This is a genomic window from Mangrovibacter plantisponsor (assembly GCF_003182475.1).
Classification (GTDB): Bacteria; Pseudomonadota; Gammaproteobacteria; order Enterobacterales; family Enterobacteriaceae; genus Mangrovibacter; species Mangrovibacter plantisponsor.
In genome coordinates, this window is the sequence record NZ_QGTS01000009.1 from 106,369 (window position 1) to 130,033 (window position 23,665).

General features: G+C 51.2%; 19 protein-coding genes. 7 read left to right on the top strand and 12 right to left on the bottom strand.

The window, feature by feature from the left end; genetic code table 11:
- Positions 1-76: 76 nt before the first annotated feature.
- The 3 genes from soxR (at position 77) to DES37_RS15685 (ending at position 3,249) form a co-directional block, all read left to right on the top strand.
- Positions 77-535, top strand: a complete 459-nt coding sequence (gene soxR, locus DES37_RS15675) for a redox-sensitive transcriptional activator SoxR (protein WP_036116597.1) — start codon at positions 77-79, stop codon at positions 533-535.
- Between the two features lie 369 nt (positions 536-904).
- On the top strand, positions 905-1,567 hold the full coding sequence (locus DES37_RS15680) for a glutathione S-transferase family protein (protein ID WP_110026645.1): 663 nt from the start codon (positions 905-907) through the stop codon (positions 1,565-1,567).
- 332 nt (positions 1,568-1,899) lie between these two features.
- Positions 1,900-3,249, top strand: a complete 1,350-nt coding sequence (locus DES37_RS15685; protein WP_036116602.1) for an NCS2 family permease — start codon at positions 1,900-1,902, stop codon at positions 3,247-3,249.
- 680 nt (positions 3,250-3,929) lie between these two features.
- On the opposite strand, the gene DES37_RS15690 is transcribed toward DES37_RS15685, so the two are convergent.
- The 5 genes from DES37_RS15690 to DES37_RS15710 all read right to left on the bottom strand — a co-directional run bounded on the left by DES37_RS15690 (position 3,930) and on the right by DES37_RS15710 (position 8,835).
- Positions 3,930-5,306 (bottom strand): carbohydrate porin, encoded by a 1,377-nt coding sequence (locus DES37_RS15690; RefSeq protein ID WP_036108905.1) that lies wholly within the window; start codon positions 5,304-5,306, stop codon positions 3,930-3,932.
- A 159-nt stretch (positions 5,307-5,465) separates the two neighbouring features.
- Positions 5,466-5,768, bottom strand: a complete 303-nt coding sequence (locus DES37_RS15695) for a PTS lactose/cellobiose transporter subunit IIA (RefSeq protein ID WP_110026646.1) — start codon at positions 5,766-5,768, stop codon at positions 5,466-5,468.
- Positions 5,769-5,774: 6 nt separating this feature from the next.
- Positions 5,775-7,163: a glycoside hydrolase family 1 protein gene (locus DES37_RS15700; RefSeq protein ID WP_110026648.1), complete on the bottom strand. Its 1,389-nt coding sequence runs from the start codon at positions 7,161-7,163 to the stop codon at positions 5,775-5,777.
- An 18-nt stretch (positions 7,164-7,181) separates the two neighbouring features.
- Positions 7,182-8,507: a PTS sugar transporter subunit IIC gene (locus tag DES37_RS15705; RefSeq protein WP_036108912.1), complete on the bottom strand. Its 1,326-nt coding sequence runs from the start codon at positions 8,505-8,507 to the stop codon at positions 7,182-7,184.
- Between the two features lie 13 nt (positions 8,508-8,520).
- Positions 8,521-8,835, bottom strand: a complete 315-nt coding sequence (locus DES37_RS15710) for a PTS sugar transporter subunit IIB (RefSeq protein ID WP_036108914.1) — start codon at positions 8,833-8,835, stop codon at positions 8,521-8,523.
- A gap of 293 nt (positions 8,836-9,128) precedes the next feature.
- On the opposite strand from DES37_RS15710, the gene DES37_RS15715 reads away from it, so the two are divergent.
- Complete coding sequence (locus DES37_RS15715; RefSeq protein ID WP_110026649.1) at positions 9,129-10,079, top strand: LacI family DNA-binding transcriptional regulator; 951 nt, start codon at positions 9,129-9,131, stop codon at positions 10,077-10,079.
- An 842-nt stretch (positions 10,080-10,921) separates the two neighbouring features.
- Positions 10,922-12,568 carry a Na+/H+ antiporter gene (locus DES37_RS15720; RefSeq protein ID WP_110026651.1) on the top strand — a complete coding sequence of 549 codons (1,647 nt, stop codon included), beginning with the start codon at positions 10,922-10,924 and terminating at the stop codon, positions 12,566-12,568.
- 2 nt (positions 12,569-12,570) lie between these two features.
- Here the strand turns inward: DES37_RS15720 and DES37_RS15725 are convergent, their stop codons facing one another.
- On the bottom strand, positions 12,571-13,464 hold the full coding sequence (locus DES37_RS15725; protein ID WP_110026653.1) for a LysR family transcriptional regulator: 894 nt from the start codon (positions 13,462-13,464) through the stop codon (positions 12,571-12,573).
- A 137-nt stretch (positions 13,465-13,601) separates the two neighbouring features.
- Between DES37_RS15725 and DES37_RS15730 the strand changes: the two genes are divergently transcribed.
- Together DES37_RS15730 and DES37_RS15735 are read left to right on the top strand one after the other, a co-directional pair.
- Positions 13,602-14,027 carry a CidA/LrgA family protein gene (locus tag DES37_RS15730; protein WP_110026655.1) on the top strand — a complete coding sequence of 142 codons (426 nt, stop codon included), beginning with the start codon at positions 13,602-13,604 and terminating at the stop codon, positions 14,025-14,027.
- Positions 14,020-14,709, top strand: coding sequence for an LrgB family protein (locus tag DES37_RS15735; protein ID WP_036103474.1), 690 nt, complete (start codon positions 14,020-14,022; stop codon positions 14,707-14,709). The genes DES37_RS15730 and DES37_RS15735 overlap by 8 nt, the downstream gene beginning before the upstream one ends.
- Before the next feature lie 33 nt (positions 14,710-14,742).
- On the opposite strand, the gene actP is transcribed toward DES37_RS15735, so the two are convergent.
- From actP to DES37_RS15765, 6 genes are all read right to left on the bottom strand, one after another.
- Positions 14,743-16,398, bottom strand: coding sequence for a cation/acetate symporter ActP (gene actP, locus DES37_RS15740; RefSeq protein ID WP_170123785.1), 1,656 nt, complete (start codon positions 16,396-16,398; stop codon positions 14,743-14,745).
- On the bottom strand, positions 16,392-16,706 hold the full coding sequence (locus DES37_RS15745; protein ID WP_110026656.1) for a DUF485 domain-containing protein: 315 nt from the start codon (positions 16,704-16,706) through the stop codon (positions 16,392-16,394). The genes actP and DES37_RS15745 overlap by 7 nt, the downstream gene beginning before the upstream one ends.
- Before the next feature lie 126 nt (positions 16,707-16,832).
- Positions 16,833-18,791, bottom strand: coding sequence for an acetate--CoA ligase (acs, locus tag DES37_RS15750; protein ID WP_110026658.1), 1,959 nt, complete (start codon positions 18,789-18,791; stop codon positions 16,833-16,835).
- A 356-nt stretch (positions 18,792-19,147) separates the two neighbouring features.
- Positions 19,148-21,295 carry a formate dehydrogenase subunit alpha gene (fdhF, locus tag DES37_RS15755; RefSeq protein WP_110026660.1) on the bottom strand — a complete coding sequence of 716 codons (2,148 nt, stop codon included), beginning with the start codon at positions 21,293-21,295 and terminating at the stop codon, positions 19,148-19,150.
- 189 nt (positions 21,296-21,484) lie between these two features.
- Positions 21,485-21,916: an aminoalkylphosphonate N-acetyltransferase gene (gene phnO / locus DES37_RS15760; protein ID WP_110026661.1), complete on the bottom strand. Its 432-nt coding sequence runs from the start codon at positions 21,914-21,916 to the stop codon at positions 21,485-21,487.
- Between the two features lie 138 nt (positions 21,917-22,054).
- A complete protein-coding gene (locus tag DES37_RS15765) occupies positions 22,055-23,599 on the bottom strand; it encodes a methyl-accepting chemotaxis protein (protein WP_110026663.1) in 1,545 nt (514 codons plus the stop codon).
- Positions 23,600-23,665 lie beyond the last annotated feature (66 nt).

The following is a 23,665-nucleotide window of genomic DNA, read 5'->3' on the forward strand; positions in this document are numbered from 1 at the left end:
CTCGCGTTGCTCTCAATTAGAAAGTTTCATCTGGGGCGAGTATAATTCCTCAAGTTAACTTGAGGTAAAGCGAATTATGCAAAATAAATCTCCCCGTATAAAAGCGCTCCTCACGCCCGGTGATGTTGCCAGGCGTAGTGGCGTGGCGGTTTCTGCGCTGCATTTTTATGAAAGCAAAGGCCTGATTAAAAGTACGAGAAATAGTGGTAATCAGCGGCGTTACACGCGTGATGTGTTGCGTTATGTAGCAATAATTAAGATTGCGCAACGTATTGGTATTCCGCTGTCAACCATTGGTGAAGCCTTTAGTGTTTTGCCTGAAGGGCACCGACTGACTCCTGCCGAATGGAAACAGCTTTCCTCGGGCTGGCGGGAAGAGCTGGATCACCGTATCAAAACCCTGGAAGCCCTGAGGGATGAACTGGATGGTTGTATTGGTTGTGGCTGCCTGTCGCGCAGTGATTGTCCGTTGCGCAACCCAGGCGATAAACTCGGTGAGCAGGGCAGTGGTGCCCGCCTGCTGGAAGATAAGTAGCATTAAAACTGCTATAACCCTGCCTGAACGACGAAAGCGCCATTGCTGGCGCTTTCGTTTTGCCGGTTGTCTTTCGCTCTATCCCGCATTGGGCAGGAGGGTTTCCCCCGACATCGGAGCCCCTTTACAGCCTTTGCTTTCAGGTACCGGTGCGCCCCGACATAAATAAGTATAGTGCGCTGTATGAAAAACACACAATTTTTTTTATTGTGTGTTTATTTCCTAAATATTTTCACCAGGTTGCCGACATCTGTTTATAGCCTTCAGTTTGAAGTTGCCAGTAAAACATGGCGTTTTGCTCATGGCTTCCCGGCAAATTTGCTTATTTTGGATATAGTTAAAACAGGGTGTTCTTATTAGGGGATAAGTATGAAACTGCATCACCTCACTAACTCACGTTCTCACCGGATCTTGTGGATGCTGGAGGAGTTAGGGTTGCCTTACGAGCTGGTGCGTTACCAACGGGAAAGTACATTATTGGCACCGGATGCACTGAAGCGTGTTCATCCGCTGGGGAGTTCCCCTGTCCTGGAGGATAACGGCCTGGTACTGGCAGAGTCTGGCGCTATTCTGGAATATCTTCAGGAAACCTACGATGTGCAAAATCAGTTTAAACCCTCGGCTGCTCAGTCCCGCGCTGATTACCGATTTTGGTTGCATTATGCAGAAAGCTCACTGATGCCGCTGATGGTAATGAAAACGGTATTTGGTAACCTCGACAGGCCTCCGGTGCCTGAAACCTTTCGTACTATTGGTGCGATGTTTGGTGAAGCGGTACAGAAAACATGGCTGAATCGCCGAATAGATATCCATGTCAATTTTATCGAAAAACATCTGGAAGCCCATGAATGGTTTGCTGGCGATGCTATCAGTTGTGCTGATTTTCAAATGAGCTTCCCGGTGATTGCCATGCTTGCCCGGCGCGCGCCTGAAGATCTTTCTCATACCCGCCGCTGGATTTCTGCTGTGGAATCCCGCGCGGCCTGGCAAAAAGCCATCGAGGTTGGCGGGCCTCTGACCCTCAGCACCTGATGTCACCCCAGTGCTTTTGCCGCTACAGCAGGTTTAATGCTGCAATATTGTTGCAGCATTGCGCATAGACGATAACGATTGCGCATCGGCTGGTTAATCTCTGGTCAACAGAACGTTTTTTTTCGCGAAAAGCCGCACAGTAAAGTTGAAAATGGCTGTGAGAAGGCTTGATAATCGCAGGCCTCAAAAAACAGTCAGTGTTTTCGCTTGCGAAGTTAAACGTTTGCTTTTGTGGTGCCTCGCTGTATCTCACATCAGTTGCGGGAAGTTTACGTTTACCGGGTTGTCTCTTCGCAGTAAAACCAGCCAAGAAATCTCAGAGGATTTTCAGTATGTCTACACCTTCTCCGCGTGCCGGCGGCTCTCTCGACGCCTGGTTCAAAATTTCAGCACGTGGCAGCACCGTGCGCCAGGAAGTCATCGCTGGCCTGACAACCTTCCTCGCCATGGTTTACTCCGTCATTGTGGTGCCTGGCATGCTCGGTAAAGCAGGGTTCCCACCCACTGCCGTATTTGTAGCAACGTGCCTGGTTGCGGGTTTTGGCTCTCTCCTTATGGGGCTGTGGGCTAACCTGCCACTGGCCATTGGTTGCGCTATTTCGTTAACTGCTTTTACGGCATTCAGCCTGGTGCTGGGGCAACACATCAGTATTCCTGTTGCGTTGGGCGCGGTATTCCTGATGGGGGTTTTGTTCAGTGTTATTTCTGCAACGGGTATTCGTAGCTGGATTTTACGTAACCTGCCCGCGGGTGTTGCGCAAGGTACCGGGATTGGGATTGGCCTGTTTCTGTTATTGATTGCTGCCAATGGGGTTGGTCTGGTTATCAAAAACCCGCTGGATGGTTTACCGGTTGCATTGGGGGATTTTGCCAGTTTTCCTGTGATTATGTCACTGATTGGCCTGGCTGTGATAATTGGCCTGGAAAAGCTGAAAGTACCAGGCGGGATTCTGATAACTATCGTTGGGGTTTCTGTGGTTGGGCTGATTTTTGACCCATCAGTTCACTTCCACGGTTTCTTTCAAATGCCTTCCCTGAACGATGAAAATGGGCATTCACTGATTGGTAGCCTGGACATTATGGGGGCGCTGAACCCGGTTGTTTTACCCAGTGTGCTGGCTCTGGTTATGACGGCGGTATTCGACGCCACCGGTACGATTCGTGCTGTGGCAGGCCAGGCTAATCTGCTGGATAAAGACGGGCAGATTATTGATGGTGGTAAAGCGCTGACCAGTGACTCAGTGAGCAGTGTGTTCTCCGGCCTTGTGGGAGCGGCACCGGCGGCTGTGTATATTGAGTCTGCTGCAGGTACGGCTGCTGGTGGCAAAACCGGGCTGACAGCTGTGGTGATTGGTTTGTTATTCCTGCTGATTATGTTCCTGTCTCCACTGTCTTACCTGGTGCCTGCTTATGCCACTGCGCCTGCACTGATGTATGTGGGGTTGCTGATGCTGAGTAATGTGTCGCGCCTTGATTTTGATGATTTTGTCGATGCGATGGCGGGCCTTATCACTGCGGTGTTTATTGTCCTGACTTGTAACATTGTGACCGGGATTATGCTGGGTTTTGCTGCGCTGGTGATTGGCCGTATTGTGTCTGGTGAATGGCGTAAGCTGAATGTTGGGACGCTGGTGATTGCTGTTGCGTTGGTGGCGTTTTATGCCGGGGGATGGGCGATTTAAGGGGCTCGCCCCTTTGTTGTCCTGGTTTTGTTTGCTTTGTACTGATGCCGGTGTGGTGACTGATTCCGTTCACTTACAGTGCGGTTGTTTCCGTTCACTTGCTGTGTGGTTGTTTCCGTTCACTTACAGTGTGGTTGTTTCCGTTCACCTGAAGTGATGTGGCTAATGTGGCTTCACAGCCTGTGAACGGGCGAAAGGGGGCTCGCCCCCTTTGCAATCCCCGTTTTCGCGGGCGACCGGTGCTGCGCACTGCGTTCACCTCCGGGCAGTCAGCCTGCGGCCGGCTCGACTCGGCATCCATGCCTCGTTTCGCCTTATTCCGCCATCCGGGCGGAATAACCTTGTCTTCCTTTCTGCGGTTCACCGGTCTTACGCGAACAGGCCTCGCTGCAAGTAGGGTTTTTTTTGTGCTGTATGGTGTGGCTGTGGAATTTGTGCCTGATCTGTCTTTGTGTGTTTTTTGCTGTGAGCATACAAACGGGTGTGGCCTCTAAATCGTTGAGGCGTGCCCTGCGGGCGCCGGGCGCAGTGGGTGAGTAAAGGCAGTGTGGCTGACACGGCGCGCAATTTGCTCAGTACTGGCAGAGTGGATTTCGTTCACCAGGCAGGTATGGCTGTTCCGTTTACCACCACGACTGGAACTCCCGCAGATTGTGAACTGCGGGAGTCAGTGCAAAACATTAGAACCAGGCTTCCCACATTGCGCCAACGTTGAAATCATCGAGTGTCTGGTCATCCGTACCGTTAACGTGCGCAGTACGTTGGTTATCCACCTGGCCACCCGTCACGTAGAAGCGCAACATCGGGCGGAATTCCGGCCCCATCGCGATAGAAATATTTTGCGAGAGTGTCAGTTTCCAGCCTTTGTTAGTACCACCCTGATCGTACCTGACTTGCTGATAACCTGCTTCCAGCCAGGTGGAGTGGACATCGTTCCACCAGTACATTGGGCGAATGATTGCACCATAGTTCTTACGGTTGTCAGTATTGTCTGTTTTATTGTCGTAGTCATGAAACGCCAGCAGATATTCGACCTGTGCGCGTTGTGAGAACTTGTGCAGGCCTTCGAAGCTGGCATAAACAGCAGTCAGACCATCCGTTTTGTTGAACACGCTGTTATCGGAGTTATCAGAGTAACGGGCGATAATTTTATTCACGCCGCTGTCATTGGTGTGGCTCAGCACCACGCCACCTTGCCAGGCACTCATCCGGTCGTCGCTATCGATAGCTTTGGAATCAAACCCATAGTTGGCATACAGCTCCAGATCCAGTGGGCCAACTTTCATACCGTGTATTTTGGATGTCAGTGCGTAGTTGCCTTTATCGCCAGTGCCGGAGCCACCAGTACAGGTGATACGAGACGGGTTAGTTTCATCTTCCATAACTTCCGGGCTACAGGATTCCACCGCAGCCACGGTCGCGACATCAAACTGAACACCACTAATATCAAAGTTTTTCACCCCGGCACCCTGGCCGTCGTGGTTCATCCAGAAATAGTCATTGATACCTTGTTGTGGCCGCTGATGGAAATCGCGGCCCGCCCAGAAGTAGGCGTTCGGGTTAGAGTCCAGCAGGTTGGTTACCCCTGCATAAGCTTTTTTCAGGTTAACTTCGTCGCCCCAATGGTCAAACATGACGTTAATGTCCCAGATGGCTCCGTTATCACCTTTAAATGCTTTGGAAAGCTGGAATTCACCCCCATTACCTTCATTACCAAGACGCCCAATGGCCGATGCACCATTATAGGAGCCATCCACACCAACATATTTCTGGTCGCCAGACTGAAAATGCGCACCATAGCGGGCATAACCAGTAAATTTCACGCCAAACGGAATCGCCATATCAGGCGACTGGGCAGCACTTTGTGGCTCGGTGATAACATCAGCCTTTTTGGCGGTTGCGGCATCTATTTTTGCCTGCCGATCTGCCAGTGCTTTATCAACAGCCTTTGCTACTATGGCGTCGATTTGTTCTTGAGTAAATTCTTGTGCAAGTACGGATATTGGGCAAAATGCGACCGTAACTGCCATTATTAGTGGAAGTTTTTTCATTTTCATTTGTAGCTATCTCATTATATTAAATTATTATTTTGGCAATAACCATCCTGTACTGGTATGCAGATTGTTTATCTGGCATCAGTATTCAGAAATGGACTTAGAGGTACAGAGTGTTAAAATACTACCGGAATAAATTCCCCATGATAAATGTTGTGGCTATTAACGCTGGTAAAGGTGAATGATCTCTTCAGATAATTCACGAGCCAATAGTGAATTCATTAAGTGGTCCTGCGCGTGAACCATAATTAATGTCATCGGTTGGCGGCCTTCTCCTGCATCCTGTTCTATCAATTTAGTTTGCATGTGATGCGCCCGGCGGGCATAGCCATCGGCTTCATGTAACAGTTTTTTGGCTTCGTCAAAGTCACCAGAGCGTGCAGCATGCAGGGCTTCGAAACACAAACTTCTGGACTGGCCTGCGTTGGTGATTATTTCCATTACAGCATCTTCTAATTCAACCATGATTAATTACTCCTCATCGAAACCATTATTAATAGCGGTAATGGCGAACCATTCGCCACTTTTCTTGATAGTGCGTTTTTGTGTGGCTAAATCCAGTTGTATAAAACCGTAGCGGTTTTTATATGCGTTGCACCACGACCAGTTATCAATAAATGTCCACATATGGTAACCAAGGCAATTACAACCTTCGCTAATTCCTTTGTGTAACCACTTAAGGTGGCCAGAAATAAAATCGATGCGGTATTGGTCGTTAATTTTTCCGTTTTCAATAAAGCGTTGTTCGTTTTCAACACCCATGCCATTTTCTGAAATAAAACATCGTGGGTTACCATAATTATCACGCAGGTTGACTAAAATATCGTAAATGCCAGGCTCATAGATTTCCCATCCACGATACGGATTCATTTTTCGCCCCGGCATTTCGTAATTATCAAATAACCATTCCGGCATAAACGGCGTTAATGGGTTCACGATGCTATCGCGGCATTTCACACGGCGTGGCTGGTAATAGTTAATACCCAGCAGGTCGATCGTTCCTTCAGCAATAGTGCTGCTGTCTTCCGCCTGGCATTTTGGTAACTGGTCGTAGTCTTTGAGTAACGTCACCAGGTCTGCAGGGTATTTGCCTCGCAGTACTGGGTCGAGAAAGCTGCGGTTAAACAGTAAATCCGCATGATGTGCTGCTTTTCGGTCCTCCGGATTTTGTGAGCGCGGATAAGATGGCGTAAGATTCAGAACGATACCGATTTCTCCCGCATAATGCCCTGCCCGGAATGCCTGAACAGCTTTAGCATGTGCCAGTACGGTGTTATATGCCACCGTTGCAGCACGGCGGAAATCAACGACATTCGGATAATGGAAATCATACAGATATCCACCTTCCACTGGCACAATGGGCTCGTTGAAGGTAAACCAGTGCAAAACACGGTCCCCAAAAAGCTCAAAGCAGATTTTTGCGTAGCGGGCATAGGCATCGACAACTTCGCGGTTTTCCCATCCCCCCATTTCCTGCATTGCCATCGGCATATCGAAGTGGAACAGAGTAATAAAAGGTGTAATGCCCTGTTCAATTAACTCGTTAATAACCTGGTTATAGAAAGCAACTGCTTCGGGGTTAACTTCACCAATGCCATTCGGGATAAGACGTGCCCAGCTTAAGGATGTACGAAAACTGTTGTGATTAAGCTGCTTCAGTAACTGAATGTCGTCTTGCCAGTGACGGTAAAACTGGGACGTATCCTGAGGCCCTGTTTCCTGATGGAACCGGTTAGGTTGGCTGGCAAACCAGTGATCCCATGTGGTCTCCCCTCTACTGGTGTAATAACCTTCGCCTTCACTTTGTAGTGCGGAGCTGGCGCTGCCCCACCAGAAATTTTCGGGGAATACATATTTCATTATTCTTACCTCTTCGTCTTAGTTGCTGATAGTTTCTGCTGCACCTACTCTCGCCTGTGTTTTCTGCTCTTCTGTTTTCATTAAAGAGCGCTCATACGCGCGCAGAAACGGAAGGTAAATCAGAGCAGAAACTACCATACAGATAAGGCACATAATCACCGGGCTGAGCGCCCAGTTAGCCGCCCACGACGCACCGATTGGTGCAGGTGTGGTCCAGGGGGTGAGTGATACCACCTGTTCCAGCCAGCCCAGCCGGGTTGCGGTATACGCCAGTACGGCGTTAACCAGCGGCACGCAGACGAAAGGGATAAACAGCATCGGGTTCATGATGATGGGGGCACCGAACAGGATGGGTTCGTTGATGTTAAAGAAGCTGGGTACTATGCCCATTTTGCCGATGGTACGCAGATGTGTGGTGCGGCTGCGTAACAACAGAAAGGCCAGTGGTAAGGTAGAGCCCACGCCGCCAATCAACAGGTAATGATCCCAGAAGCCTTGCAGGTAAACATGTGGCAGAGCTACGCCTGCAGCCAGTGCAGCCTGGTTTGCCGACAGGTTAGCCATCCAAAATGGGTTCATGATGCCAGTGACAATCAGTGAACCGTGAATGCCCGCGAACCAGAATATTTGGCACAGTAGTACGGAGAGCAGAATTGCAGGTAAGGAATCGGACGCGGAAACCAGTGGTTCCAGTAAGTGCATAATCGCCTGCGGAATAATCATTCCGGTTTGCGCTTCAATAAACAAGTTCAGTGGGTGCAATGTGGCAATGACCACCAGAACCGGAATCAGTATTTCAAATGAACGTGCCACGCCGGTTGGCACTTCTTTTGGCAGGCGAATCGTCACATTATTCTGCTTCAGCCATGCATAGACTCGGGTGGAGTAGATGGCGGTGATCAGGGCGGTGAAAATCCCTTGTCCGGATAAGTACTGAGTGGAAATTTTACCGTCTGCATACGGCGCGGCGACCAGCAGGAATGCCATAAATGCCAGCAGGCCTGACATTACCGGATCAAGGTTGAACTGGCGGCCAAGACTGGCTCCAATGCCAACAGAGATAAAGAATGTCATCACGCCCATGCTGAGGTTAAACGGTAACATCAGCTGTTCGCGGTATGTCTGGGAAAAATCCAGCCAGCCACGGGCAAACGAATTAGTGGTATCAGCCGAAAAGGGTGGAAAGATAAATACCAGCATAAACGAGCCGATTATCATAAAGGGTAGCGCGGCAGTAAAACCATCACGAATCGCGATAACGTATTTTTGCTGCCCGAGTTTCCCCGCCAGAGGAGTGAGAGATTGCTCAATAAAGGCAATCATTGACTGATATAACGAACTCATGAGTTCACCTTACTTAGTGAGTCGCGTCGATGAGCGACAGTGCATAATCCAGTACCTTATCGCCACGCTGCATACCGTAATCCATCATATCGATGGCTTGCACCGGAATGCCCTGAGTAGCGGCCTTATCAGAGAGTGTTTTCAACATATATTTTACTTGTGGCCCGAGAAGCACTACCTGATATTGTGGAAACTGAGTGTCAAACTCGGAAACACCATATGCATCAATCTTGACTGGCAAATTTCTTTCTTCCGCCACCTCAACCATTTTCCTCACCAGAAGACTGGTGGACATCCCGGCAGAGCAGCACAGCATAATCTTGAACATTGACGACCATCCTCCAAAGACAGAAAGTTGTTTCGCTCATGATTGGATATCATATGGAAACCGGTTTCCATTTGTATGGTAAGGAAGTGTGATAGTTATCAATTTCTACTAATTAATAGGGCGATTAATCGGATTTACATCACGAATTTTGACTATTTATGCGGCAATAAGCGTGTATTTGGAAAATCGGTTTCCATGAAAAACGGAAACCGATATACTGAAAAAAGTGGCACGATGAATTATTGCCGCATTCAGGATTACAGGGATTATGTGAGACTTGTCAGGGGAGAACGATGTCTACAATCAACGATGTATCGCGTCTGGCCGGGGTGTCTAAAGCCACAGTGTCACGGGTGTTGAGTGGTTCGCGCGGTGTAAAGGAAGAGAGCCGCCAGGCTGTACTAAAAGCAGTTGATGAGCTGAACTACCGGCCCAACGTGATTGCACAGTCGTTGTTGAGCCAGTCCACTGGCTGCATCGGTGTGATTTGTGCGCAGGATAACATTCATCAGACCACCGATTATCTCTATGCGCTGGAAAAGCAGCTCAGCGACCACCAAAAACATTTGTTGCTGCGATTTGCTAATACGAAAGCGGAAGTACTGCGCGCGCTCAATGAGCTTTCTTGTGGTCTGTGTGATGACATTCTGATTATCGGTGCGCGTTTTGCACTGAATATCGACCAGGAAAACGTCATCATGGTTGATTGCATGGATCAAGATAATGGGAACAATATTCAGTTTGATCATGCCTTTGCGGCGGAAACCGCCTGCAACTACCTGGCAAGCCAGGGGCGCCACCAGATAGCATTGATCCATCCGCTCAGTAGTGGTTTTGCCGAACAAGTGTTGCTTGGTTATAAGCAGGCACTGGAGAAAAACTTCCTGCCGTTTAATCGCAACCTGGTATTTATGGGCTCTTCCTCGTCTTCTGTTGCATTGCAGGAACTGCTTAACAATGCCAGCACTTTTAATTTCAATGCATTATTGGTTGCTAATGAGCTGGAAGCCCAGCGAGTGATTCCGCAATTGCAGGCGTTTAATAAATCCGTGCCTGGGGATGTTATGGTTTTCAGCCTTGCGGGTTCACTGAATTTGCCGGGGATACCGACAATTCCGGCAATTGAATATTCGATGGATGCGATGGCGGCAAGGATTGTGTCCTGGCTGGATGAAAAAACGCAAATGCTGGGGGGGTGTGTGCTCCGTGGCGATTTGATTATTCCGGATATGGGTAAGCGCTGAGAGTAAGTGTGGTGAAAGTTCCGTTCACTTGCAGTGTGGTTGTTTCCGTTCACCCGGGCTGGTGTGAAAATTCCGTTCACTTAAAGTGATGAGGTTAATGTGGCTTCACAGCCTGTGAACGGGCTAAAGGGGGCTCGCCCCCTTTGCAATCCCCGTTTTCGCGGGCGACCGGTGCTGCGCACTGCGTTCACCTCCGGGCAGTCAGCCTGCGGCCGGCTCGACTCGGCATCCATGCCTCGGTTCGCCTTATTCCGCCATCCGGGCGGAATAACCTTGTCTTCCTTTCTGCGGTTCACTGGTCTTACGCGACACAACCCTCGCTGTGAGTGGCGGGTTTTTTGTGCGTTGTCTGTTTTTTTTGATTTTTGCTGAGATATTACAGTCGGGTGTGGTGTGGCCTCTAAATCGTTGAGGCGTGCCTGGCGGGCCGGGGCTGCCTGCAGGACGCAGGCAGAGCGACGGGAGGCAGGAAGCCGACTCGGAGCGGTACCCGAACAGGCCGCCGGGGTAAGCCGAATGTCCGCGAAGCGGCGATTTTGCCGGCCACAAAAGGGGGTGGGGCCAGTGCCCCCTGCGGGCGCCGGGCTCAGTAGGTGAGAAAAAGCAGTGTGGCTGACACGGCGCGCAATTTGCTCTGTGCTGGCAGATCATTTTACTGTGATGGGCACGTCGCGCAACTGGCTCCAGGCAGGCCGAGTATTTTACTGCACTTGCAGTTTTGCGTTCGGTGCTAAAGCCATCCCACGCGCTTTGATTTTCAACTCGGTAAAAATTACTTTACTATCAGGTTGTACCACTCTTCTGACATAACAATCACCCGCAATTATACATCGCAGGAAAACATGGAAATTTTCTTCACGATTCTCATTATGACCTTACTGGTCTCCGTTTCCGGGATGGTAACACGCATGTTGCCGTTTCGGGTTCCGTTACCTTTAATGCAAATCGCGCTGGGCGCTTTGTTCGCCTGGCCGCAGTTTGGCCTGCATGTGGACTTCAACCCGGAGCTGTTTCTGGTGCTGTTTATCCCGCCACTGCTGTTTGCTGATGGCTGGAAAACGCCGACATCGGAGTTCTTACAACATGGCCGGGAGATCATTGGCCTCGCGCTGGTGCTGGTGCTGATAACGGTAGCTGGCATAGGTTTCCTGATCTACTGGTTGGTGCCGGGTATTCCTCTGGTTCCGGCTTTTGCGCTGGCTGCCGTGCTTTCGCCTACTGATGCCGTGGCGTTGTCCGGAATTGTTGGCGAAGGGCGCATACCGAAAAAAATAATGGGGATCCTGCAAGGGGAAGCGTTGATGAACGATGCTTCCGGCCTGGTCTCACTGAAATTTGCTGTCGCGGTGGTTATGGGCACTATGGTGTTTACCGTGGGCGGCGCGACCGTTGAGTTCCTTAAAGTGGCAATTGGCGGGCTGGCCGCTGGTATTATTGTCAGCCTGGTGTATGGCCGTTCTCTGCGCCTGATGAGCCGTTGGAGCGGCGATGAACCGGCAACACAAATTTTGCTGCTGTTCCTGCTGCCGTTTGCATCGTATCTCATTGCCGAGCATTTTGGTGTTTCAGGTATCCTCGCGGCGGTGGCCGCCGGGATGACGATAACCCGTTCCGGCGTAATGCGTACTGCGCCACTGGCTATGCGCTTGCGGGCGAACAGTGTCTGGGCAATGCTGGAGTTTGTGTTTAACGGCATGGTCTTCTTACTCTTAGGGCTGCAGCTACCTGGCATTATGGAAACGTCACTGGCCACAGCCAGCGCCGACCCGAACGTTGAAGTGTGGATGCTGTTCGCTGATATCGTGGTGATTTATATCGCCCTGATAGCCGTGCGTTTTATCTGGCTGTGGGTGATGAAACGGTTCAGTTTGCGCTTTTTGAAAAACAACCCCATGTCTTTTTCTGACTGGAGTACCCGCGAGTTGTCTATTGCTGCTTTCGCGGGGGTTCGCGGGGCGCTGACTCTGGCTGGTGTGCTCGCAATCCCTTTGTTTCTCAAAGATGGTTCGCTGTTCCCTGCTCGTTATGAAATGGTGTTTATTTCCGCTGGTGTGATCCTCTTTTCGCTGGTTGTCGGCGTGGTGATGTTGCCACTACTGCTGCGCCATATCACGGTGACTGACCATGCACTGATTTCCCGGGAAGAGCGTATTGCCCGGTCTGCAACGGCTGAAGTGGCTATTGTTACAGTGCAGAAAATGGCGGAAAGGCTGGCGGCAGATAGCAAAGAGAATATCGATGACGAAGTTATCCGGGAAGTAAGCTCCCGGGTTATCGGCAACCTGCGGCGCAGGGCGGGGGGACGCAGTGATGACACAAGCACAACGCAAGAAGAAAACCTTGAGCGGCGCCTGCGCCTGACAGCATTGCGTTCTGAGCGGGCGGAACTTTACCACCTGCGGGCTACCAAACAGATCAGTAATGAAACCCTGCTAAAAATGGTCCATGACCTGGATCTGCTGGAAACATTGCTGATTGAGCGAAGCTAACGTTACAGGCTGCCTGATGGCGGCCAGTGGTTTTTGCAGCATGTTATCCAGGCTTGTGCGCTGTGGGAAAGGTAGCCCTCGTTACGCCAAATCATCCCCAGCGCCCAGTGCAGTTCGCTGTCCAGTGGCCGCCAGCATAACAAGCCCGAATCCAGCTTTTGGCAAATGGGTTCGGGTAAAATAGCCAGCCCCACCTGGGCCTGCACCATGGCAGCCAGAAAATCCCACTGCCCACTACGCACTGCAATTCTTGGGGTAATCCCTAACTCGGAAAACATCTGCATCAACTGGCGGCTGAGGGAAAAATCTTCGTTATAAATCAGTAGCGGTACATCGGCCAGTTGCGTGGGGGAAATGGTGCTCATCGCCGCCCATTCAGAACCTTTGGGAACCACTACGCACAGCGGATGTTGTGCCACATGCAGCGTAGTGAAATGTTGCTCGTCTTCAACAGGCAGCGCCGTTACAGCGACATCCAGCTCGCCATTTTGTACTGCCTGTTGCACTTTCAGCCCACCAAATTCGGAAATTTTTAACTCTACGCCCGGGTATTTTTGGCGAAAGTGGGCAATGGGAGAAGCCATAATCATCCCCACCATTGGCGGGATCCCAAGGCGCAAAGTACCGTGGTTCAACTGGCGAATATCACTCAACTCTGACTGGAGTTGCTGAACGTTATCCAGAATCACCCGGCCTTTGTCATACACGGCTTGCCCAGTATCAGTGAGCGACAATTTGCGCCCCTGGCGAATCAGCAGCGTGGTGCCTAATTCATCTTCGAGATTGCGCAGCATCTTACTGATAGTGGGCTGGGTAACAAATAAGTTCTCGGCAGCACGGGTGAAGCTTTGCTGGCGGACTACTTCAATAAAATAACGCAACATGCGTATATCCATGCCTGCTCTCCCAAACTATGCCATTTAACAAACTATGCCATTTAACTATGATCTCGATAATTTTAATTCATTTCTGGAATTTTTCGCGCTTTCTTATACTGCGCCTTCTTTGTTGATAATTTCAGGATATCCTGGCTATGGCCATTGCATTACGAACACTGGCGCCGGGCATGCTACAACGCCTGCAGGTTCCGGTTCAGGTCGTGTTGTATGCGGGTTTATTTGTACTGGCGGAATATTTGGTGCAGTGGTGGCGTTTGCCGCTGCCTGCCAATCTGGTGGGTATGTTGCTGTTGCTGGGGCTGATAGTGACCCGGCTGTTGCCGCTCAGTTGGGTGCGGGCTGGTGCTCGCTGGTTACTGGCAGAAATGTTGCTGTTTTTTGTTCCCGCGGTTGTGGCCGTCGTGAATTACACCCAGTTATTGATGGCGGAAGGCTGGCGTATTGTGCTGGTCATCATGCTCAGTACCGTGATGGTTCTTGGCACCACGGCCTGGGTGGTGGAGAAAGTCTACCGCTTTGAAGTGGCTCGCCTGGCGCGCAGGCAGGTTCAGGATGAATGATATCGCCTTCAGTTTGTTATGCCTGGTGGCGACAGTTGTACTTTATATGGCGAATAAACGCCTGTATCGCAAATGGCATAAATTACCGTTGATGCCGCTGGTGATGACGCCGGTATTACTGGTGGCAATACTGGTTGCCGGGCATATTTCTTACCAACGATACATGCTGGAAACCCACTGGTTACTGTGGTTGTTAGGCCCGGCAACCATGGCTTTCGCTGTGCCGGTCTATGAAAACCGCGCATTGATAAAACGCCACTGGATGTCGCTTTCGGCGGGGGTAATCACGGCTACGCTGGTGGCTGTAACCAGCTCGGTCTGGCTGGCTCGCCTGTTTACTCTGCCGGATGAAGTGCAGCGCAGCCTGGCTGTTCGTTCGGTGACCACGCCGTTTGCACTGGCCGCAGCCAAACCGCTTGGCGGTCAACCCGATTTAGTGGCGCTGTTTGTCGTGATAACCGGCGTGTTTGGCATGGCGATTGGCGATGTGCTGTTTTTGCGCCTGGCTATTCGTGAGGGTATGGCAAAAGGGGCCGGATTTGGTGCCGCTTCTCATGGCGCCGGGACTGCACGCTCTTACGAACTGGGGCCGCAGGAAGGCATGGTATCCAGCCTGGTAATGATGTTGGCGGGGATAATTATGGTACTGGCTGCCCCAGTAGTGCGCTGGGCGATGTTTTGATACTCCCCCGGCGCACCGGGGGAGAAAACGGTGTTAGTGCGATTTACCCTGCTCAATACCGATGCCGGTTTGTGAACGGATAAACTGTGCCTGGAACAATGAACGTTCTTGTTTACCGGCTTCACTGGTATCTGTGATGGAGAAGAACCAGACACCGATAAAGGCCGCCAGCATGGAGAACAGCGCCGGGTATTCGTAAGGGAATATCGCTGTGGCGTGACCAAGGATTTTCACCCAAATGGTTGGGCCGAGAATCATCAGAACCACCGCAGTGAGCAAACCTAACCAGCCGCCAATCATTGCGCCGCGAGTGGTCAGTTTGGACCAGTACATCGACAGCAGAATAATCGGGAAGTTACAACTGGCGGCAATGGAGAAGGCCAGACCCACCATAAAGGCAATGTTCTGTTTCTCAAACAAAATCCCCAACAGAATTGCCACCACACCCAGTACCAGAACGGTAATTTTGGAGACTTTTAACTCCTGGCGTTCTGTTGCGCCTTTGCGGATAACGTTGGCATACAAGTCGTGAGACACCGCAGATGCACCTGCCAGAGTCAGCCCGGCAACTACCGCCAGAATGGTGGCAAACGCTACCGCAGAAATAAAGCCAAGGAACAGGTTCCCGCCAACGGCATCCGCGAGGTGAACTGCCGCCATGTTATTACCGCCAATCAGTGCTCCGGCCGCGTCTTTAAACGCCGGGTTTGCACCCACCAGCATGATGGCACCAAAGCCGATAATAAAGGTCAGGAAGTAGAAATACCCCATAAAACCAGTAGCGTAGAGCACACTCTTACGTGCTTCGCGGGCATCAGTCACGGTGAAGAAACGCATCAGGATATGTGGTAACCCGGCAGTACCGAACATCAGGCCAAGGCCCAGTGACAGGGCGGATATTGGGTCACTCACTAACCCGCCAGGCCGCATAATCGCGCCACCTTTAGGGTGCACCGACATCGCTTCAGTAAACAGGTTATTAAAGCTGAACCCGGCATGTTTCATGACCATAATCGCCATAAAACTGGCACCAAACAACAGCAGCACAGCCTTGATGATTTGCACCCAGGTGGTGGCCAGCATGCCGCCAAACAGCACGTACATCACCATCAACACACCCACCATAACCACTGCAACATGGTAGTTCAGGCCAAATAACAGCTGGATAAGCTTACCGGCACCAACCATCTGTGCAATCAGGTACAACGCCACCACCACCAGTGAACCACAGGCGGACAAGGTACGAATTGGACGTTGCTTCAGGCGGTAGGAAGCCACATCTGCAAAGGTATAGCGGCCGAGATTACGCAGGCGTTCGGCAATCAGGAACAGAATAATCGGCCAGCCGACCAGAAAGCCTAAGGAATAGATAAGGCCGTCGTAGCCAGAGGTATACACCAGCGCGGAAATCCCCAGAAAGGATGCCGCAGACATAAAGTCACCAGCAATCGCCAGGCCGTTCTGGAAACCAGTGATATTCCCACCGGCAGTGTAGTAGTCGCTTCTGGAGCGGGTCCGGCGGGAAGCCCACCAGGTTATCCCGAGAGTCAGCACGACAAAAATGACAAACATAATAATCGCCTGCCAGTTAGTTGGCTGGCGTTTAACTTCCCCGGTGATGGCATCCGCACACTGTCCGGCCAGTGGCAACCCCATCATAAGTAACGTGGTCAACAAACGCATCATGATGGTTTTACCTCGCTGATAATGGCCTTCGTGAGTCGGTCAAATTCGCCATTTGCCCGCCAGACATACACGCCTGTCAGCACAAACGACAGCACGATAATGCCAATACCAATGGGAATACCGCGGGTGACGTTAGTGTCTGGCCCCAGCGGGGTTCCCAGCCAGTCGGGCGCAAAAGCGATAAGCATGATAAAACCAAAATAAACCACCAACATAATAGCGGTCAGGAGGGCGGCAAACCTTTGCCTTTTGTGTACTAACTCCCTGAAATGCGGGTTATCTTGTACCTGCTGATAAACGGTATCATTCATCGCGGCATCTCCAGAGGTAAGGTCAATTTTTTGTTGTAGGTTAGGTTTAGTTATGGCTTTTAGCGCGCAGATTACGCACATCACTGATTCGCCCTGCATTTATATGCAGGGCGGTATCGTGCCGTATTAAGACGGCATTTTGATTGCTTGTTTTTCCTCCAGTAATTTTTCTACAACACCTGGATCTGCCAGGGTCGAGGTATCGCCAAAGTTGCTGGTATCACCGGCGGCGATTTTGCGCAGAATACGGCGCATGATTTTCCCGGAGCGGGTCTTCGGCAGGGCATCAGTCCAGTGCAGCACATCTGGTGTTGCCAGTGGCCCAATCTCTTTGCGTACCCAGTTGCGTACTTCGGTATACAGTGCTGGAGTGGGTTCTTCGCCATGAATCAGGGTAACGTAGGCATATATAGCCTGGCCTTTAATACTATGGGGGATCCCAACCACAGCTGCTTCAGCAATCAGTGGGTGAGAAACCAGTGCAGACTCAATCTCTGCGGTACCAAGGCGGTGGCCGGACACATTCAGCACGTCGTCTACGCGGCCGGTTATCCAGTAGTAACCATCTTCATCGCGGCGTGCGCCATCACCACTGAAATAGCGGTTTTTGAAGGTTGAGAAATAGGTTTGTTCAAAACGGGCGTGGTCGCCAAACAGTGTGCGCGCCTGGCCAGGCCAGGAATCAGTGATAACCAGGTTACCTTCTGTTGCGCCTTCCTGAGGGTTACCTTCGTTATCAACCAGCGCCGGTTGTACACCAAAGAAGGGCCGGGTGGCGGAGCCTGCTTTCAGTTCAGTGGCGCCGGGTAACGGGGTAATCATGAATCCGCCGGTTTCTGTCTGCCACCAGGTGTCCATCACCGGGCAGTTTTCATTACCGATTTTTTTCCAGTACCACTCCCAGGCTTCCGGGTTAATGGGTTCGCCCACTGAACCCAGAATACGTAATGACGAACGGTCGGTACCTTCTATGGCGCTGTCACCTTCTGCCATCAGGGCACGAATTGCGGTTGGCGCGGTGTACAGGATATTGACCTTATGTTTATCCACCACTTGTGCCATACGGTTCGGCTTCGGCCAGTTCGGCACGCCTTCAAACACCAGCGTGGTTGCGCCACAGGCCAGTGGCCCATAAAGCAGGTAGCTGTGCCCGGTTACCCAGCCCACATCAGCGGTGCACCAGTAAATGTCGCCGTCGTGGTAATCAAACACATATTTAAATGTGGTGGCGGCATAAACCAGGTAGCCTCCGGTAGTATGCAACACACCTTTTGGCTTACCGGTTGAACCGGAGGTATAGAGGATGAACAGCGGGTCTTCCGCGCCCATTTCAACGGCCTGGTGTTCATCACTGGCGTCAGCCATACAATCGTGCCACCACAGGTCGCGGCCTTCATGCCATTGAATATCACCACCAGTACGTTTAAACGTTATCACATGCTCAATGGTGGTAACTTCCGGGTGTTCAAGCGCTTCATCAACATTCTTCTTCAGCGGTATTCCCCGCCCTGCGCGAACACCTTCATCGGCGGTGATCACCATTTTTGCGCTGGAATCCACAATACGCCCGGCAACGGCTTCTGGTGAGAACCCACCAAAAATTACGGAGTGAACGGCACCAACACGGGCGCAGGCCAGCATGGCGACGGCAGCTTCCGGCACCATTGGCATATAAATCGCCACCACATCGCCCTTGCGGATACCTTGTTTAGTTAACACATTGGCAAAGCGGCAGACTTCGCGGTGCAATTCACGGTAAGTCAGCGTGCTACTTTGGCTGGCATCGTCGCCTTCCCAAATGATAGCCACCTGGTCGCCGCGTGTGGCGAGATGGCGATCCAGGCAGTTAGCCGCCAGGTTGAGGGTGCCGTCTTCGTACCACTTAATCGACACATTGCCCGGTGCGAACGAGGTGTTCTTTACTTTGGTATACGGCTTGATCCAGTCGAGGATCTTGCCCTGTTCACCCCAGAATGCATCAGGATCCTGGCATGACTGTTGGTACATTGACGCATATTGTTCCGGATTTATCAGGCAGCGTTCCGCAATAGTTGCGGGAATTGGGTGCTTGTGTATTTGGCTCATGGCTTTTTTTCTCCTTTCCTGATGTTAATAATATGTCGCGAAAAGGTTAATTGAAGTGGGGGTGATGGCTTTGTTTACTTTTTGGGCGAGAGATCACGCAATGTTTAAAGAGGTTTAATAAAACACCAAACATTCTTTGAAGCAGAGCGGGAAATGGCGCGAAATGTATTAGCGAACATTAACGAAAAATTAAGAGAGAACAGATGAGTAGCGCTTCTGACTGAGTATTTTGTCTGCTAGCTGAAAGAAGTCATATGAGTTTCATATAGGTTGCACAATTGCGGGGCAATAGCGGTTCGTATAAAAAAGCCGTACACCTGATGGTGTACGGCTGATGAGATATCACACTGTTGTTGTTACCCTTGTGCGCTTTCCCGCAGGCGGGTTTTCAGGGCGTCATAACTCTCTATAACGTACTGCTCCGCTGCATACTGGTCCGCAATAGGCTCAACCCGGACTGCACAGTATTTATACTCCGGCGTTTTGGTTATTGGGCTCAGGTTTTCTGTTACCAGCTCATTACAGGCACCTATCCACCATTGGTATGTCATGTAGATAGCGCCTTTGTTGGGCCGGTCACTGACCTGTGCCCGGGTAATGATTTTACCTTTACGCGAGTGCACCCATACCAGTGCCTCATCTTCAATACCCAGTTGTATCGCATCCTGAGTATTGATTTGCGCATAGCCGGGTTCATCCGCCAGTGCTGCCAGAGCCGCACAGTTACCGGTCATGGAGCGGCAAGAGTAATGGCCCACTTCACGCACGGTAGACAACACCATGGGGTATTCCTCTGTAAGCCTGTCCTGCGGAGCCACCCAGTCACAGGTGTAGAACTGCCCCAGGCCATTAGCGCGGTCGAACTGCTTCGCATACAGGTAGGAAGTGCCCTGGTCTTCTGGCCCGGTATCGCGGCATGGCCACTGAATAAAGCCCAGCTCGCCCATTTTTTCATAGGTTGCCCCATAAAAATCCGGGCACAGATGCCGCAACTCGTCCCAAATCTCCTGGGTGTTGTTGTAATGCATCGGGTAGCCCATGCGCGTGGCGATTTCACTGATAATTTGCCAGTCTGTCTTCAAGTCCCACTGGGGTTCCACTGCTTTAAAGAAGCGCTGGAAGCCGCGGTCTGCCGCGGTGTATACCCCTTCATGCTCACCCCACGAGGTGGATGGCAGGATGACATCGGCTGCAGATGCAGTTTTGGTCATGAAGATGTCCTGAACAATAACCAGTTCCAGGTCATTAAACGCCTGGCGTACCGCAGAGAGTTCAGCATCCGTTTGCAACGGGTCTTCACCCATAATGTAAGCGGCTCTTACTTCCCCGTGAGCAACGCGGTGCGGTAGTTCGCTGATGCGGTATCCCGTTTCAGCAGGCAGTGAGTCGACGCCCCAGGCGCTGGCAAATTTCGCGCGGTGCTCAGGGTTGTTCACATACTGGTAGCCCGGGAAGGTGTCTGGCAGTGCGCCCATATCACAGGCACCCTGTACATTGTTCTGTCCACGTACCGGGTTAACGCCGGTATGGGGTTTGCCCAGGTTCCCGGTCAGCAATGCAAGGCTTGTCAGGGAACGAACGGTTTCCACACCCTGGTAAAATTGTGTGACGCCCATGCCCCACAAAATCATCGCAGTTTTAGCGCCGGCATAGGTCCGGGCTGCCTGACGGATTTGCTGTGCACTCAGCCCCGTAATGTCTTCGACGGATTCCGGGGTATAGCCCGCAACAATTTTTTGGTATTCCTCAAACTCTTCTGTGCGCGTGGCAACGAAGTCTTTGTCGTACAAGTTTTCTTCGATGATCACATGGCCCAGAGCATTGAGCAGGGCAATATTTGAACCATTACGCAAAGCAAGGTGTTGGTCGGCAATACGCGCGGTTTCAATTTTGCGTGGGTCGCACACAATGATTTTCGCGCCATTTTGTTTTGCGCGCAGAACATGCTTCGCAACAATAGGATGCGAATCCGCAGGGTTATAGCCGAAAATAAACAGTAAATCTGTGTCGTCAATTTCGTTGATGGCATTACTCATTGCGCCATTACCGACCGACTGGTGCAGACCTGCAACCGAAGGGCCGTGTCAGACGCGTGCGCAGCAATCGACGTTATTGGTGCCAATAACGGCGCGCGCAAATTTTTGCATCACGTAATTGGTTTCGTTGCCCGTACCACGGGAAGACCCGGTGGTCATAATGGCATTCGGGCCATATTTCTGTTTAATCGCACTCAGGCGTTCGCTGACATAATCCAGCGCAACATCCCAGGAAACGGCTTCCAGTTTGCCGCCGCGTTGGCGACGAATCATGGGGGACTTCAGGCGGGGAGTGAGGATCTGGGTATCATTGATAAAATCCCAGCCGTAATACCCTTTCAGGCACAAATCGCCTTCATTGGTTTTCCCGTTTGCGCCTTCGGCCTTGACGATTTTACCGTTATTAACCACCAGGTTGATTTTGCAACCTGATGCGCAATAAGGGCAAACCGTGACAACTTTTTTCATCCGATTGGCTCCAGTGATAAGAGTAAGCGTGTGGCATGCCATCACGCGCGCCCATCAATGCATTTTCTGTGCCAGCTAAATAAGCCCGGAACTAATCAGGATATTACGGTGTTTTTTTTGACAAAACTCTGACGAAAGACAGGCCTTCGTCAGATATGACGTGTCGAGAAGGGAAATGAGTGGTGAGTGTTACAGGCGTTTGGTGAAACGCAAATGTGTGGGTTCGTAGCCTTCGCGTAAATAAAAGCGGTGGGCGTCTTTGCGCAGTGCTCCGCAAGATAACTCAAGCAGCTCTGCATCCCACTCACGGGCTTTACTTTCAGCCCAGGCCAGCAAGCGTTGGCCAGTGTTGTGCCCGCGTGATTCCGGCATGACAACCAGTTCCTGAACTTCACCAATCCAGCGGACATGGTGCAAGTGAAATTGCATCTGCAGGCTAATCATACCCACCGGGTGGTTATCCAGCAGTGCAAGCTGGTAAAAACGCTGTGGATCGTCGAGGTTGCGTGCCAGCCCACTGAGAAAGGCGTCCCGGTCAAACGTAGTTTGTTTCAGTTCGCAAATTAGCTTGTATAACGCATCGGCGTCATTAAGCCGGGCAGGGCGTAGTTCAATCGACATGGCGGCTCCCGGAACAGAAGTGTTGTGAGGGATATGCTAATCAACATAGTGTGATTTTCGCCATCCCTCAAGTGCCCACTGGCAAGTACCCACTGGATAGTGAATCAACAGATTTGCCAGCCCTTGCTGGCAAACCGGTTAACGGAACACGTTGACGGCATCTTCCAGACGGGAAGCCTGGTGTTGCATGGAGGCCGAAGCCTGGGCGCCCTGATCAACCAGTGTCGCGTTCTGGTGAGTAATATGATCAAGTTGATCAACGGCTTTGGTAATTTCAGAAAGACTGTGCGCCTGGTCTGCGGTCGCATCGCTAATTTGCGCGATAAGCTGGGTCACATTCTTCACCTGGTCCACAATATCGTGCATTGTTTCGCCAGCTTTCTGTACTTCTTCGGCTCCGGATTCTACCCGCGAAGAGCTGGATTCAATTAAATGGCGAATATCGCTGGCCGCTTTGGCACTGCGTTGTGCCAGGCTGCGTACCTCGCCCGCCACCACGGCAAACCCTTTCCCCTGCTCACCCGCGCGGGCGGCTTCTACAGCGGCGTTCAGTGCCAGAATGTTGGTTTGAAACGCAATGCTGTCAATCAGGGATGTAATACTGCCAATTTGTTTGGTGCTTTCGGCTATTTGGTTCATGGTGGCAATAACGGTTTCCATCACTTGCCCGCCATGGGTAGCCGCATTGCTCGCCTGCCCGGAGAGCTTATTCGCCTGAGCGGCGGTGTTGGTGTTATCCCGCACGGTATCGGATAACTGCGTCATGGTTGCCAGGGTTTGTTGCACGTTCACTGCTGTTTGCCGGGTGCGCTCATTAAGGTCTTCATTCCCTTGTGCCAGCGCATCGCTGCCGGTACGCACACTGCACACCTGGCCGCTGACATCATTGATAAGCCAGCGGAACATCAGGCCTAACTGGCTGATTGAACGCAAAGTAATACCGACTTCATCCGAACGTTGCATGTGGTCGACATTATGGCTGTTGCCTGTCGCCACCATCAGCGCCTGTTTATGCAGTTGTTCTGCAGGCGTAGCGACCTGGCGTTCCTGCAGCAGCCCCACCAAAATAAACAGAACGGTATTTAACCCGAGCATAACCAGGTATTCATGCAGGGAGATATTTACAAAACCCATTACTGCTGAGGAGAGCAGCAGTGTTACCAGCAGTGGCAGGCGAATACGCCAGCGCAATGATAATGTTTTGGTTAATGAAAAGAGTGAAGAGACCCCTTTTTTGACCACCAGGCCATTACGTAATGTGAGATGAGTTGCGCGCCCTTCATTCATGGCCCGGTAGAGGGTTTCTGCCTCACGAATTTCTTCGCGTGTGGGCTTAGTACGAATAGACATATACCCCATAGCCTGGCCGTTACGTACAATAGGAACTGCATTCGCCCTCACCCAATAATAATCCCCATTTTTCCGCCGGTTTTTTACCAGCCCGGTCCAGGGTTCCCCACGTTTTAACGTTGCCCACATATCAGCAAATGCCTGGCGTGGCATATCCGGGTGGCGTACCAGGTTATGCGGCTGGCCAATAAGCTCCTCACTGGAGAAACCACTGGCTTCGATAAAACTGTCATTCGCATAAGTGATATAACTCTGCAGGTCTGTGGTAGACATCAGTGTCGCGTCGTCCGTCAACTCATATTCAGTATCTGTCACAAAAGGCTGTTGGCGCATTTGGTTATACCTGGCGTTATTACGGGATTAACAGATGATCTCGGCATTTCTTAATATATCTTTAGC

Excerpts from the sequence above, each read along its gene's own strand:
- soxR (WP_036116597.1), top strand. The coding sequence starts at position 77 with ATGCAAAATAAATCTCCCCGTATAAAAGCGCTCCTCACGCCCGGTGAT.
- DES37_RS15680 (WP_110026645.1), top strand. The coding sequence starts at position 905 with ATGAAACTGCATCACCTCACTAACTCACGTTCTCACCGGATCTTGTGG.
- DES37_RS15685 (WP_036116602.1), top strand. The coding sequence starts at position 1,900 with ATGTCTACACCTTCTCCGCGTGCCGGCGGCTCTCTCGACGCCTGGTTC.
- DES37_RS15690 (WP_036108905.1), bottom strand. The coding sequence starts at position 5,306 with ATGAAAATGAAAAAACTTCCACTAATAATGGCAGTTACGGTCGCATTT.
- DES37_RS15695 (WP_110026646.1), bottom strand. The coding sequence starts at position 5,768 with ATGGTTGAATTAGAAGATGCTGTAATGGAAATAATCACCAACGCAGGC.
- DES37_RS15700 (WP_110026648.1), bottom strand. The coding sequence starts at position 7,163 with ATGAAATATGTATTCCCCGAAAATTTCTGGTGGGGCAGCGCCAGCTCC.
- DES37_RS15705 (WP_036108912.1), bottom strand. The coding sequence starts at position 8,507 with ATGAGTTCGTTATATCAGTCAATGATTGCCTTTATTGAGCAATCTCTC.
- DES37_RS15710 (WP_036108914.1), bottom strand. The coding sequence starts at position 8,835 with ATGTTCAAGATTATGCTGTGCTGCTCTGCCGGGATGTCCACCAGTCTT.
- DES37_RS15715 (WP_110026649.1), top strand. The coding sequence starts at position 9,129 with ATGTCTACAATCAACGATGTATCGCGTCTGGCCGGGGTGTCTAAAGCC.
- DES37_RS15720 (WP_110026651.1), top strand. The coding sequence starts at position 10,922 with ATGGAAATTTTCTTCACGATTCTCATTATGACCTTACTGGTCTCCGTT.
- DES37_RS15725 (WP_110026653.1), bottom strand. The coding sequence starts at position 13,464 with ATGGATATACGCATGTTGCGTTATTTTATTGAAGTAGTCCGCCAGCAA.
- DES37_RS15730 (WP_110026655.1), top strand. The coding sequence starts at position 13,602 with ATGGCCATTGCATTACGAACACTGGCGCCGGGCATGCTACAACGCCTG.
- DES37_RS15735 (WP_036103474.1), top strand. The coding sequence starts at position 14,020 with ATGAATGATATCGCCTTCAGTTTGTTATGCCTGGTGGCGACAGTTGTA.
- DES37_RS15745 (WP_110026656.1), bottom strand. The coding sequence starts at position 16,706 with ATGAATGATACCGTTTATCAGCAGGTACAAGATAACCCGCATTTCAGG.
- acs (WP_110026658.1), bottom strand. The coding sequence starts at position 18,791 with ATGAGCCAAATACACAAGCACCCAATTCCCGCAACTATTGCGGAACGC.
- phnO (WP_110026661.1), bottom strand. The coding sequence starts at position 21,916 with ATGTCGATTGAACTACGCCCTGCCCGGCTTAATGACGCCGATGCGTTA.
- DES37_RS15765 (WP_110026663.1), bottom strand. The coding sequence starts at position 23,599 with ATGCGCCAACAGCCTTTTGTGACAGATACTGAATATGAGTTGACGGAC.